This window comes from Streptomyces litchfieldiae (assembly GCF_031845365.1).
Classification (GTDB): domain Bacteria; phylum Actinomycetota; class Actinomycetes; order Streptomycetales; family Streptomycetaceae; genus Streptomyces; species Streptomyces litchfieldiae.
In genome coordinates, this window is record NZ_JAVREL010000009.1 from 48,271 (window position 1) to 62,009 (window position 13,739).

General features: G+C 70.4%; 9 protein-coding genes. 3 read left to right on the forward strand and 6 right to left on the reverse strand.

Annotation, left to right across the window (positions count from 1 at the left end):
• Positions 1-121: 121 nt before the first annotated feature.
• Positions 122-2,281, forward strand: a complete 2,160-nt coding sequence (locus RM590_RS16670) for an alpha-galactosidase (RefSeq protein WP_311705375.1) — start codon at positions 122-124, stop codon at positions 2,279-2,281.
• Positions 2,282-2,343: 62 nt separating this feature from the next.
• Here RM590_RS16670 and RM590_RS16675 read toward each other — a convergent pair whose 3' ends face one another.
• From RM590_RS16675 to RM590_RS16695, 5 genes are read right to left on the reverse strand one after another with little or no spacing between them, the layout of a single operon-like run.
• Positions 2,344-4,473 carry a glycoside hydrolase family 36 protein gene (locus RM590_RS16675; RefSeq protein WP_311705376.1) on the reverse strand — a complete coding sequence of 710 codons (2,130 nt, stop codon included), beginning with the start codon at positions 4,471-4,473 and terminating at the stop codon, positions 2,344-2,346.
• On the reverse strand, positions 4,473-5,399 hold the full coding sequence (locus RM590_RS16680) for an ABC transporter ATP-binding protein (RefSeq protein ID WP_311705377.1): 927 nt from the start codon (positions 5,397-5,399) through the stop codon (positions 4,473-4,475). The genes RM590_RS16675 and RM590_RS16680 overlap by 1 nt, the downstream gene beginning before the upstream one ends.
• Complete coding sequence (locus RM590_RS16685) at positions 5,396-7,348, reverse strand: dipeptide/oligopeptide/nickel ABC transporter permease/ATP-binding protein (RefSeq protein ID WP_311705378.1); 1,953 nt, start codon at positions 7,346-7,348, stop codon at positions 5,396-5,398. The genes RM590_RS16680 and RM590_RS16685 overlap by 4 nt, the downstream gene beginning before the upstream one ends.
• 19 nt (positions 7,349-7,367) lie before the next feature.
• A complete protein-coding gene (locus tag RM590_RS16690) occupies positions 7,368-8,357 on the reverse strand; it encodes an ABC transporter permease (RefSeq protein WP_311705379.1) in 990 nt (329 codons plus the stop codon).
• Between the two features lie 9 nt (positions 8,358-8,366).
• Positions 8,367-10,010 (reverse strand): ABC transporter substrate-binding protein, encoded by a 1,644-nt coding sequence (locus tag RM590_RS16695; RefSeq protein ID WP_311705380.1) that lies wholly within the window; start codon positions 10,008-10,010, stop codon positions 8,367-8,369.
• Between the two features lie 363 nt (positions 10,011-10,373).
• Here RM590_RS16695 and RM590_RS16700 point away from each other — a divergent pair, with 363 nt between their 5' ends.
• Positions 10,374-11,648: an ROK family transcriptional regulator gene (locus RM590_RS16700; RefSeq protein WP_311705381.1), complete on the forward strand. Its 1,275-nt coding sequence runs from the start codon at positions 10,374-10,376 to the stop codon at positions 11,646-11,648.
• A gap of 557 nt (positions 11,649-12,205) precedes the next feature.
• Here the strand turns inward: RM590_RS16700 and RM590_RS16705 are convergent.
• Complete coding sequence (locus RM590_RS16705) at positions 12,206-12,331, reverse strand: hypothetical protein (RefSeq protein ID WP_311705382.1); 126 nt, start codon at positions 12,329-12,331, stop codon at positions 12,206-12,208.
• A gap of 191 nt (positions 12,332-12,522) precedes the next feature.
• Between RM590_RS16705 and RM590_RS16710 the strand changes: the two genes are divergently transcribed.
• Entirely contained in the window at positions 12,523-13,728 is a 1,206-nt protein-coding gene (locus RM590_RS16710; RefSeq protein ID WP_311705383.1) for a cytochrome P450, read from the forward strand.
• Positions 13,729-13,739: the final 11 nt, after the last annotated feature.

A 13,739-nucleotide genomic window follows, 5' to 3' on the forward strand; every position in this document is an offset into this window, starting at 1 on the left:
TTGAACACTCCCTGGAAATTATCTGCTCGGACCGGGTAGAGATTGTTATGCAACCAAATAAAGTAAGTCAACAGACTCAACAGACCAGCACACCATCGATCAGCGAAGGACTCAGATCCGCGTGGCACCTTCATCCGTCTCTCCCGCCGACTCCGGCCTGACGCACCTGCGCGCGGCCGGCGTCAGCCTCGTGCTCGACCTCTCCGGCGCCACGCTGCCCCGCGCCGTGTACTGGGGAGCCGATCTCGGACCGCTCACGTCCGAGGAGCTCGGCGCGCTCCACCTCACCCAACGCCCCCAGCCCATCGGCTTCTCCGTCGACGGCCCCGTGGACGTCGCCGTGCTGCCCGAGCAGTCGGCCGGCTGGCTCGGCACCCCGGGCCTGGTCGGCAACCGGGGCGGCGCCGACTTCTCCACCGCCTTCACGGTGACGGCGGCCGAGACCGACGAGACGCGCGTGCTGGTCACGGCCCAGGACCCCGCCGCCGGGCTGGAGTTGGCGCTCACCATCGAGCTGACCGCGGCCGGCCTGGTGCGCCAGCGCGCCACCGTGACCAACCGCGGCACCACCCCGTTCACCGTGGACGCGGTCAACCTCACCCTGCCGGTGCCGCCCGACGCGACCGAACTGCTCGACTTCACGGGCCATCACCTGCGGGAACGCGACCCGCTGCGGACGCCGTTCACCCAGGGCCTGCGGGTTCGCGAGAACCGCACCGGCCGCACCGGCTACGACGCGGCGTATCTGCTCGCAGCCGGCACCGAGGGCTTCGGCAACCGCTCCGGCCAGGTCTGGGCGGTGCACACCGCCTGGTCCGGCAACCACCGCACCTTCGCCGAACGCACCTTCCACTCCGTGTCGTTGCTCGGCTCCGGCGAACTGCTGCTGTCCGGCGAGGTCGTGCTCGGCCCCGATGACGCCTACACCTCCCCCTGGCAGTACGGCTCCTGGGGCAGGGGACTCGATCAGGTGTCGGGCCGGTTCCACCGGCAGTTGCGCGCCCGCCCGCAGCACCCGGCGACCCCGCGCCCGGTGGTCGTCAACACCTGGGAGGCCGTCTACTTCGACCACGACCTGGACCGGCTGCGGAAGCTGGCCGACGCCGCGGCGGCCGTGGGCGCCGAGCGGTTCGTCCTGGACGACGGCTGGTTCGGCTCCCGCCGGAACGACCGGCGCGGGCTGGGCGACTGGTACGTCTCCGACGAGGTCTGGCCGGACGGACTCGGCCCGCTCACCGACCATGTCACCGGCCTGGGCATGCAGTTCGGGATCTGGGTGGAGCCGGAGATGATCAACGAGGACTCCGACCTGGCCCGCGCCCACCCCGACTGGATCATGGCCACCGGCGGCCGGCTGCCCGGCTCGGCCCGCGCGCAGCAGGTGCTGGACCTGGCCCGGCCCGAGGCGTTCGCCTACATCCTGGAACGCCTCGACGACCTCCTCACCAGCTACCCCGTCTCCTACCTCAAGTGGGACCACAACCGCGACCTGGTCGAGGCCGGGCACCAGCCCGGCGGTCGGGCCGGGGTGCACGACCAGACCCTCGCGGTGTACCGGCTGCTCGACGAACTGCGCCGCCGCCACCCGGACGTGGAGATCGAGTCCTGCTCCTCCGGCGGCGCCCGCGTGGACCTGGAGATCCTGGAACGCACCGACCGGGTGTGGGTCTCGGACTGCATCGACGCCCTGGAGCGGCAGCGCATCCAGCGCTGGACCAACGCGCTGATCCCGCTCGAACTCATGGGCACGCACGTCGGCTCCGGCGTCGCGCACACCACCGACCGCCGCCACCCCATCGACTTCCGGGCCGGCACCGCCCTGTTCGGGCACTTCGGCATCGAATGGGACCTCACCAAGGCCGATCCGGCGGACCTGGCGCGGCTGACCGAGTGGGTGGCGCTGTACAAGGAGCTGCGCGGGCTGCTGCACACGGGGACGGCCGTGCACGCCGACCACGCCGACCCCGCCTACGAGGTGTCCGGGGTGGTCGCGGAGGACGGCTCCGACGCGGTCTTCGCGATCGTCGCGCACGCCACCTCCCAGCTCTACCCGCCCGGCCCGGTCCGGCTGCCCGGCCTGCTGCCGGACGTCGCCTACCACGTCCGGCCGCTGCCGCCCGGGGACGTCCCCGACGGCAACGCGCACCGCTGGGGCGTCCCCCTGCCGTGGTGGACCGAGGAAGGGGTGCGCCTGCCGGGCCGCGTGCTGGAGGACGCGGGGCTCCAGGCGCCGGTGCTCTTCCCCGAACGGCTGGTGCTGGTTCGCGCCACGGCCGTCTAGGCCGGCCGCACCCCGGCTCTTCTCCCGGACGCCGTCCGGGAGAAGAGCCGGGGCACGCGCGGCTACCGCAGCCGGATGACGCGGGCGGTCGCCGCGGGCCCGGAGTCCGGGCTCGTCAGGCGCAGTTCGCCCTGTTCCGCGTCCCATGCCAGTGTCCAGTCGGCCGCGCCGGTGCCCGGGCCGGGGAAGATGACCTCCGGGGTGACGTCCACCCCGCGCAGATGGGCGACCGGTACCGTCAGCTCACCCGGGGCGCCGGGGCGGCGCCAGAGGGTGAGCAGGCTGCCGCCGGACGGCTCCGGGGATCTCAGCCCCATCGCCACCCAGGTGCCGTCGGTGCCGGTCAGGCCCAGCGGCCAGAACGGCACCGCGGCGGCGATCTCGGCGCGCAGCTCCTTGTGCACCGTCACGGCGTGCCGGACCAGCGCGAGCTGGCCGGGCGCCATGCGGTTGAGGTACCCGGAGAGATACAGCCGCCCGAGGATGCCGGTGGCCAGGGTGAACGCCGACTCCTCCACCGTCATCTCCGGCTGCGTGTACGCCCAGTTGCCGGCCTGCTCGGGCAGCACGGAGGCGGGCGCCGCGGCGGCGATGGGCGGGTAGAGCAGCGGGTTCTGCTGGTCGGAGGTGGATTGCAGATGGAGCCGGGAGAGCATGGCGTAGTCCATCCGCATCGCGCCCGAGGCGCAGTTCTCGATAAGCACGCCGGGGTGGCGTTCCAACAGCTCGTCGAGCCAGTCGAGATGAGCCCGGTTGTGGGCGAGCAGGCCCTCGCCCGGGGTCAGTCCGCCCAGGTCGGTGCCCGGCCCCGGCATGATGTTGTAGTCGAACTTGAAGAAGCCGACGCCGAATTCGGCGATCAGCCCGTCCACGATCGCGTCCACGTGCGCCCGCGCGGCGGGGTGCCGCAGGTCCAGGTGGTAACGGCCGTGCTCCATGACGCGTTCGCCGTGCCGCTGGAAGAACGCCTCGTCGGGCAGCCGTTCGGCCATCGGCGAGCGGACGCCGACGACCTCCGGCTCCAGCCACAGGCCCGGCACCATGCCGCGGCTCCTGATGTGGTCCACGACCTCGCCGAGACCGCCGGGGAAGCGGGTGGCCGACGGCCGCCACTCCCCCACGCTGTCCCACCAGCGGCCGTCCTCGTCGTACCAGCCTGCGTCGATGCAGAAGTACTCCGCGCCCGCCTCGGCCGCCGCGTCGATCAGCGGCAGCAGCCTGGCCGTCGTCGGGTTGCCCATCAGGGTGTTCATGTAGTCGTTGAAGATCACCGGCAGCTCCCGCGACCGCCCGGCCCGCAGGGCCCGGCGTTGCAGGGTGAGCGCGGCGAACGCGTCGTCGACGCCGCCGGCGGCGACCGCCAGGGACACCGGCACGGTGGTGAACCCGCGTTCGGCGGTGACGACGGTGCTCCACTGGTGCTCCGCGTCGGTGGGCCCCAGCAGCGCCAGATACGCGCCCTTGCGCCGTTCGCCCAGCTCCCAGTGCCAGGCGCCGTTGTGCTCAATCTGCCAGGCCAGCGCCCAGGAGTCGTCCGCGGCGACGACGGCGCCGGTGGGCAGCCGCTCGCCCGTCGACCACGAGCTGCGCGAGGTGACGGCGAACCGGCTGCGGGAGGCGTGGTGGTGGATCTCGGGATCGATGTCCACCAGGCCGGTCTCGCGCAGCGGCGTGCGCCGCCACCGGGACTCGGCCACCCAGTCGGAGTCGGCGCAGACGACGTCGAGTTCGCCGACGCCGCGGCCGGAGTCGGCCAGGAACGCGCCGGTGACCACGGAGGAGACGGCCTGGAGCCGCACGCGCGCGCCGCCGGTGACGGCCACCTCGGTCCAGGTGCGCACCGCGGGCACGCCCGCGGTGGCACGGAAGACCGAGGTGACGACCAGGCCGGCGGCCTCGTCCTCCTGGACGACGCGCAGCTCGGCGCCCGCCTCGTCGGCGGACTCCTCGTGCCGGACGTAGCGCAGCCGGGCGCCGACGGTGGAGTCGGCGTACCGGTGGCTGCCGGGGAACCGGCCGTGCCCCAGCGCCTGGAGCTCGACCAGCGGCGGGGCCGCCGCCTCGTCGAGCTCCGGCGCCCCGTCGGCCGTGGCGGGGCGGAGCGACAGCAGCGAGACCGGCTGCTCTCCGCCCACGCCGAGGACGAGCTGTGCGTCACCGCCGGCCCAGGCCAGCCGGGTACGGTCGGTCATCAGGGCTTTCCTCCGGCAGGGTTGGCCAGCGCCGCGGCGATCGGCGCCGCCTTCACGAAGGGCTGCCAGGACTTGGTGTAGTGGTCGTACGTCCTGGTCAGGTCCTCCTCGGTGATCGCGCCGGGCGAGTCGGCCAGCGACCGGCCGCGCTCGTCCGGGTTGGGCGCCGCGGCGGCCAGCAGCTTCGTGTAGGAGTGCTGCGGGGTGAGGATGACGTCGTCCGCGGGTCCGCGTTCGACGACATGGCCGCGGTACATCACCAGGATCTCGTCGGAGAAGTGGCGCGCGGTGGCGAGGTCGTGGGTGATGTAGAGCACCGCCAGGTTGTCCTCGCGCTGGAGCCGCGCCAGCAGGTTGAGCACGCCCAGCCGGATGGACACATCCAGCATGGACACCGGCTCGTCGGCGATGACCACCTGGGCGCCGGGCGCGAGCGCCCGGGCGATGGCCACGCGCTGGCGCTGGCCGCCGGACAGCTCGTGCGGACGGCGCGGCGCCATCTCGTCCGCGGGCGTCAGGTTGACGCGCTCCAGGAGCTGTTCGACCAGGCGCCGGGTCTCCGCGCGCCCCTTGGCGCGGCCGTGCAGACGCAGCGGCCGGGCCAGGTGGTGCTCGATCGTGTGGAACGGGTTGAGCGAGGCGAACGGGTCCTGGAACACCATCTGCACGTGGTCCCGGTACTCCCGGTCGCCCACGCGCTTGCCGTCCGGCTTGGTGGCGATGATCTCGCCGCCGGTCGGCCGCTCCAGCCGGGCGATCATCTTCGCCACGGTGGACTTGCCGGAGCCCGACTCGCCCACCAGCGCCACGGTGCGGCCGGGCGTGAGCGTGAAGGAGACGTGGTCCACCGCGCGGAGCTTGGAATGCCTCAGCCCCGAGCGGATGGGGTAGTCCTTGACCAGGTCGCGGACCTCCAGTGCGGTCATCGCGGGGCCCTCTCGTTCGCGTTCGGTGTCCGGAGCCCGCCGGCGCGTTCGCTGGATTCGCCGGTGCGGATGAACGCCCCCCGCTCGCCGGTCAGGCTCGGGAAGGAGTCCAGCAACTGGCGGGTGTACGGGTGCTGGGGGCTCTCGTAGATCTGGTCGGCGGGCGCGTACTCGACGACCTCACCGGCCCGCATGACGGCGATCCGGTCGCTGAGTTCGAGCAGCATCGGCAGGTCGTGGGTGATGAAGATGACCGCGAAGCCGAGCTCGTCGCGCAGCCGGATGATCTCCCGCAGGATGCCCCGCTGGACGACCACGTCGAGCGCCGTGGTGGGCTCGTCCATGATCATGACCTGGGGGTCGAGCAGCATCGCCATGGCGATCATGACGCGCTGGCGCATACCGCCGGACAGCTCGTGCGGGAAGGAGTCCAGCCGCTGGGGGTCGACCCCGACCAGGCGGAGGACTTCCTCGCAGCGCTCCCGCCGCTCCTTCTTGGGCATGTCCGGCTTGTGCGTGGTGAGCACGTCGTCGAGCTGCTCGTGAATGGAGATGACGGGGTTGAGCGAGTTCATCGCGCCCTGGAAGACCATCGACAGCTTCGCCCAGCGGAACTGTCGCAGCTCCTCCTTGTCCAGCGCCAGCAGGTCGATGTCCTTGCCGTCGCGGTCGTGGAAGGTGACCGAGCCGGAGGCGACCTCGGCCGGCGGGCGGTGCAGCCGGTTGATGGCGTAGGCCAGCGTGGTCTTGCCACAGCCGGACTCGCCGGCCAGGCCGAGGATTTCGCCGCGGCCCAGACTGATCGAGACGTCCTTGACGGCGTGCACGGGCTTCTCGGTCTGGTAGATGACGTTGAGGCCCTTGACGGTGAGCACCGCGTTCCGGCGCTCCTCCGCCCGCGCCTCGGCCTCGGCCGGGGACTCGGTCGGCGGGGCCTCGGCCGCGACGCCCGCCACCGGGACCGGCGGCGCGACCGGCACGGCGCCGGCCTTGGCCGCGGCCGGCTTGGCCACGCGCAGCTTGGGGTTGATGATCTCGTCGATGCTGAAGTTGATCAGCGACAGGCCACAGCCGAAGAGGGCGATCACCAGGCCGGGAGGACCGAACCACCACCAGGCCTCGTACTGGAGGGCGAAGCCGTTCTGGGCGAAGAAGAGCATCGTGCCCAGGGTGTGGGAGTTGGACGCGCCCAGGCCGAGGAACGACAGGCCCGCCTCGGAGAGGATCGCCGCGATGATGGCGAAGACGAACTGCGAGGCCAGCAGCGGCAGCAGGTTCGGCAGGATCTCCACCGTGACGATGCGCCAGCGCTTCTCGCCCGCGACCCGGGCCGCGGCCACGTAGTCACGGTTGCGCAGGGACAGGGTCTGCGCGCGCAGCACCCGGGCCGAGGCGGCCCAGCTCGTCACCGCGAGGACCAGCGCGACGGTCCACCAGCCGCGGTCCTCGGCCGGCACGAAGCCGGCGATGACGATCACCAGCGGCAGGCCGGGGATGACCAGCATGACGTTGGAGAAGAGGTTGAAGCCCTCGTCCACGGCGCCGCCGGCGTAACCGCCGATGATGCCGAAGAAGGCGGACAGCACGGTGGCGAGGATGCCCACCACCAGGCCGACCTGGAGGGAGCCCCGGGTGGCGTGGGCGAGCTGGGCCAGGACGTCCTGGCCGGTCTGGGTGGTGCCCAGCCAGTAGTCGCCGCTGGGCTCGGTCATGCCGATGTTGTTGATGGCGTTCGGATCGCCCACGAGCATGGGCCCGAATATGCCGAACAGGCCGATGCCGAGGACGAGGAAGAGGCCGATGGCGAGCTTGGGGGACCAGCTCGGCAGCAGCGCGCGCATACCGCTGGCGCGCCCCTGCTTGACGGGCTTCCCCGCGGGCTCCGATGCGGTCCCCGCGAGCGGCGCGCCCTCGTCGGCGCTGCCGGTGAGCGGGCTGATATTGGTCACGATGCCTGCTCCTTCCTGGTCAGTTCTCGACTCGGGTGCGGGGGTCGATGAGGCCGTACAGCAGGTCGACGACCAGGTTGGCGGCGAGCACCGCCACCGTGATGATCAGGAAGATCCCCTGCATCAGGGCGTAGTCGCTGTTCTCCACGGCCTGCAGGAGCTTCGATCCGATACCGGGGTAGGAGAAGACCTGTTCGGTGATGATGGAGCCGGAGACCACGAAGCCGAGGGAGATCGCGAAGCCGGCCACGGAGGGCAGGACCGCGTTCCGGGCGGCGTAGCGGGTCATGATCCGACGGTTGCGCAGACCCTTGGCCTGCGCCGTGAGGATGTAGTCCTCGGACATCGTCGACACCATCATGTTCCGCATGCCCAGCAGCCAGCCGCCGACCGAGGAGACGACGATCGTCAGGGCCGGCAGGAAGCCGTGGTACACGGCGGAGTCGATGAAGTCGTAGTTCCAGCCCGGGGACAGGGTGACGTCGTACCCGCCGTTGAGCGGGAACCAGTCCAGCGTCGACGCGAAGATCAGCACGAAGATCAGCGCCAGCCAGAAGTACGGCACCGCCGACAGCACGGTGGTGGCCGGAATCAGGGAGTCCAGCCAACTGCCGCGCTTCCAGCCGACCACCATGCCCAGTACCACGCCCACCAGGAACGAGAGGAAGGTGGCGATGCCCACCAGCACGATCGTCCAGGGCAAGGACTGCGAGATGACGTCGGTGACATTCGCCGGGAAGGCGCTGACGGAGACACCAAGTTCGCCGCGGAACATGTTGCCCAGGTACGAGAAGTACTGCTCGTACAGGGGGTCTCCGGTGTCCGTACCGAGCATCAACTCGTAGGACCTGCGGACCTCGGGTCCAACCGAGCCGCCACGCTGCTGGAGCTTGGCCAGCAGCGTGTCGACAGGGTTGCCCGGCATCATTCGAGGAATGAAGAAGTTCAGGGTCAGCGCCGCCCACAGGGCGACGAGATAGAACCCGAGCTTCCGGGCGTAGTACCTCATGGGATTACGTCACTCACCAGCCGGTTCGAGGTTCATGTAGATCTGCGACTGGTCCGGCTTCTGCCACACGGCCGGGTAGGCGTACAGGTTCACATCCGTCGGCCAGCCCGTGAACTTCTCCGCGTTGAACTCGCTGGTGGTGCCGCCGAGCATGATCGGGATGTAGGGCATGTCCCGCTCGAGCGCGGTCTGGATCGTGTCGTAGTGCTCCTGCCGCGCCTCGGCGTCCTCCGGGTTGATCTGGGCGATGGCGTCGATGGCCTCGTCCACCTCGGGGTTGGAGTACCGGGCGAAGTTCGGGTTGGCGGTCTCGCCCACCGGAGCGGTGTTCGAGCTGTTGAAGAAGTTGTTGTAAACGAAGTACGGGTCGGCGACCGGGCCCGGGTAGAGGGAGTCGATCAGCAACTGGTAGTCGCCCCGGCCGCGGGAGTCCGACATCTCGTTGAACGAGACCTGGTTGACGGTCAGTTCGATGCCGGCGGCCTTGAGCTGCTCGGACATCGTGTCAACAGCGGTGATGTAGTCGGTCCAGCCGGAGACGACGGTGACGCTGAGCGCCAGCTTCTCGCCGTCCTTCTCGTAGACGCCGTCGCCGCCCCTGGACCAGCCGGCCTCCTCCAGGATCTCCTGCGCGGTCTCGACGTCGGCCGACATCGGCGCGGTCTGGGTCTCCAGGTCCGCGGAGAGGAACGCCGCGTCACGCTCGGGGAGCGCGAATCCGGGGGAAACCTCGCTGGCGGTGTTCTGGAAGGCCAGCGCGTTGAGCTGGTCGCGGTCCATCGCGTAGTAAATGGCCCGGCGCACCGCGGGGTCGGTCTGCGGACCCTCACAGCCGAGCTCCGCGTCGGAGCAAGTGTCCAGGACCATCTGGAAGGCGTGGACGGTGATGGCCTTGTAACCCGGGTAGTTCTCCTCGACGTTGGCCATGTCGGGCACCGGCCCGGTCTGCCAGTCGATCTGGCCGGCGGCCAGCGCGTCGGCACCCGCCTGGTTGCCGGAGAGCGCCACGTAGCGGACGTTCTGGAGCTTGGGCGCGCCGTCCCAGTAGTTCTCGTTGGCGGAGAGCGTGAACGCCTGCGCCTTGAAGTCCGTCAGCGTGAACGGGCCGGTGCCGATGGGCTCCGCGATCGTGTCGGTCGACGGGTCCTCGATCTTGGACCAGATGTGCTCGGGCACGATGTACGTCTTGCCCAGCAGGTCGTAGGCGCGCATGAACGCCGGCTCGGGGTAGGTCACGACGACGTGGGTCGGGTCGACGACCTCGACCTCACCGTCGAAGCCCTGGGCGTTGAGGGCCTCGTGCTCCTTCAGCATGTTGAGCGTGAAGGCCACGTCGTCGGCGGTGAAGTCCTCGCCGTCCGACCACTTCACGCCCTCGCGCAGCGTGATGGACAGCTCGGTGCCGTCCTCGTTCCACGCGTACTCGGTGCCGAGCCGGGGCGTGGGGTCGTCCTGCCGCGCGATGTTGAAGAAGAACAGCGGCTCGAAGATCGTGCCCGACCCCTCGTTGACCGCCGGGAGGTACGGGTTGAAGTTGCGCTGCCAGTCGCCGGCCTGACCGGTGTAGACGATCAGCGTGTCGCTGTCGGTCGACGAACCGCCGCCGTTCCCGCTCGAACCGCCGCAGCCGGCGGCGAGCAGGCCGATGGTCACCGCTCCTATCGCTGCTGTTCGTACGCGCCGCCACCTTGCGTGCAAGGACATGCTCAGTTCCTCTCATGGCCTGCCCCACCTTTGGGGCATGGGCGGAGTCACCCAGGGGTATGTGATTGTTAAGCCGCCGAATTAACAAAGTCAACCCTCTAATGACACGAACAGACAACGACGTGCACGAATCCTCGCGGTCACTCACCGCGTTCACAAGACCGCCTTCCGTCATGCGCCGGTTCATCGCCATTGAGCCGGAAAAGACTCTGGCAAACTCGTTCGTCAGGCAAATAAACTAAGCATCGCGCAGCGTTACCCTCGTACTGCGAAGCGAAGTCATCAACTCCCGTGAACGATGCGGAGGACTCAGTGAGCGGACCAGCGGGAGCCACCCCCCATGCCAGCAGCAGGGCGGCAGTCCTCGACGTGATCCGCGCGGCGGGAACCATCAGCCGCGTCGGTCTCGTCAAGGCCACCGGGTTCACCGGCGCGACGATCTCGACCGTGGTCAGACGTCTCATCGATGACGGCCTCGTGCTGGAGACGGGGCGGGCGGAGTCCACCGGCGGCAAGCGCCGGGTGCTGCTCCAGCTCAACCAGTCCTCCCGGTTCGCTGTTGGCGTGCATCTTGACCACGCGGGCATCACGTACGTCCTCACCAATCTGGGCGGATCGGTGATCGCCCGGATGTCCCGCGCGGGTGTCGGCACCGACGATCCCCCGGTCGTCGTGGCCAGGATCGCGACGGAGGTCGACGCGCTGATCGACGGCGCCGGCATCGACCGCAGCAGGATACTGGGCCTCGGACTCGTGGCTCCCGGCCCGTTGAACCAAACCGGCGGGATGCCGCTCTACCCGCCCGCGATCCGGCACTGGAAGAACTTCCCGCTCGACCGGGAGTTGGGCTCGGCCGTCGGCCTGCCCGTCATCCTGGACAACGACGCCACCGCCGCCGCCCTGGGCGAGCACTGGTCGGGCGACGTCGGCGGCACGGCGACGTTCGCCGCGATCTACATGGGCACGGGCATCGGCGCGGGCCTCATGGTCAACGGCGTCACCTACCGCGGCGCCGGCGGGAACGCCGGGGAAATCGGCCATATCTGTCTCGATATCGAGGGTCCTGCCTGCTGGTGCGGCGCCCGCGGCTGCACCGAGCAGCTCGCCGGCCCCGGCGCGGTGGTCAGCGCCGCCCGCGCCGACGCGGAGCTGGCCCGCTCGGCGGGCCTGACCGACACCGAGGAACGACCCCGGCGCGTCGCGGACTTCGCCGCCGTCACCCGCGCCGCCCTGCGCGGCGACCCCCGGGCGCGGGCCCTGCTGGAGCGGTCCGCGCGCTATCTGGCGGTGGCCGCGCGCACCCTGGCCAACGTGATGGACCTGGAGCAGCTCGTGCTGACCGGACCGAGCCTGGCCATCGCCGGCTCGATCTATCTGCCGGTGGTCCAGGACGAGCTGGACCGCTCGTTCTTCTCCCGGGCCACCCACTCGGTCACCGTCCGGCTGTCCCTCTCGGCCGCCACCGCGCCCGCGATCGGCGCCGCGGCCCTGGTCCTCCAGTCCGAGCTCGTTCCCCTGCGCGAAGGACTGCGGCTCCCCGGGAATCTGGCGGACGCCGAGCCCACCGGGCAGCCCGCGGCGCACTGATCCAGGCGGCGCCGGCTCATTCCAGGACGAGGGTGGCGCCGTACAGCGCGGTGTAGAGCGGGTCCGAGGCCAACTTCTCGACCTGAAGAAGGACCGAGCTGTCGACTGGTCCGGAAGGCCGGGATTGCAAGTGGAGCGCGACTGGCTGCCGCGTGGTCCCCCGCGTCCAGTACCACCCCGAAGGGAGGTACCGGGGCCATTGACTGGGCCCCGCTGCCGCACGCCCCGGGGGGCGAGGGAGTCGCCGCGACCCGCCTATGGGCGGGCCAAGTCCTTTACTGGGCTGGTCCTGGCGCCAACCGTGTCCCCACCCGGCGTGTGGTTCGTGCCTTAACGCTCACAGTCCCGTCCCGGTAGCGTAGCGATACGGCGACGCTCCGCGCCACCAGGACCGAGGAAGCCATTCCTCCCGGCCATGAACGACCGCGCTTCCTGGTGAGAACACCTCGGATAGCTGCCCAGTTCGGCGTCGCCGTGTGCGCAGTCCAGCACCGGGCAGCCGGTGACGGGGACCCGCTCGCCGTCGTGGTGGCTCTCGACGGCCGTGGAGTAGACCGTCACACCATCCAGCCGCTGGACGGCACTTGGGCGGCGCGCCCGGCGTCGCCGCCGAGCAGGGCGACCGCGCCGGCGAGCGCCGCGCACCACGTCGCGCCCCGGCGCCTGACAACTCGCCTGGGCAACGGATATCCGGCGGGCCAAGTCCCGGTCAAGGCACGACGCTGTGTGAGAAAGTCCCGCCTTCCCATCCCCAAACGGGTTAATTTCCCGACCCGGGCACATGACCGCCACGGCGGTGGGGGACACACCGTTCGTCCAGGCGAATGGCCATGGCGCGCTCGCGCCTTGGTGTCCCGACGATAGGAGCGCCGGAGTGGGAACCTCCGACAAAGTGTGGTCATGTCCCTTCGACTTCGCCGAGGGGCTGGAGTTCGATCCGTTGCTGCGGCAACTGATGACGGAAGATCGCGTCGCCCGCATCCGGATGCCGTACGGCGAGGGCGAGGCCTGGCTCGTCACCCGCTACGAGGATGTCCGGTTCGTGACCACCGACCGCCGGTTCAGCCGGGCGGCCGTGACCGGCCGGGACTTCCCGCGCATGACCCCCGCGCCCATCGTCCAGGACGAATCGATCAACCTGCTCGATCCGCCGCAGAGCAGCCGGCTGCGCCGCCTGGTGGCCCAGGCGTTCACCGCGCCCAAGGTGGAGCGGATGAAGCCGGCGACCCAGGAGATCGTGGACCGGCTCCTCGACGAGATGGCCGAACACGGCCCGCCCGCCGACCTGGTGAAGCACGTGTCGATGCGGCTGCCGCTGACGACGATCTGCGAGGTCCTGGACATCCCGGAGGACGACCGGCCCGAGCTGCGGCGCCGGGCGATGGCCATGATGAACATCGGCGCCACCACCCGGGAGAACGCCGTGCAGTCCAAGGCCGAGCTGCGGGCGTACTTCGCCGACCTCACCCAGCGGCGCCGCGAGCAGCCCGGGGACGACCTGATCAGCTCGCTGGCCACCGCCCGGGACGGGGACGAGGTCCTGGGCGAGGACGAGCTGACCGTCATGGCCATGGTGCTGCTGATGACCGGCCACGACACCAGCACCTACCAGCTCAGCAACATCACCTACACGCTGCTGACGCACCCCGGTGCGGCGGACAAGCTGCGCGCGCAGCCGGACCTGATGCCGCAGGCCCTGGAGGAGCTGCTGCGCTACATCCCGTTCCGCAAGGGCGTCGGCATTCCGCGCATCGCCACCGAGGACGTCGAGGTCGGCGGGGTGACCATCCGGGCCAACGACACGGTGCACGTGTCGTATCTGGCCGCCAACCGGGACCCGCGCCGCTTCGACCGGCCGGACGAGCTGGATCTGGACCGGCCGCCGTCGCCGCACATGACGTTCGGCTGGGGGGCCCACCACTGCATCGGCGCGCCGCTGGCACTCATGGAGCTCCAGCTCGCCATCGGGACGCTGCTGCGGCGGTTCCCGAAGCTCGCCCTGGCGGTGCCGGCCGAGGAGGTCCGCTGGAACGACGAGTCGATCTGGCGCTACCCGTACGAGCTCCCGGTCACCTGGTGACCGGGCCGACC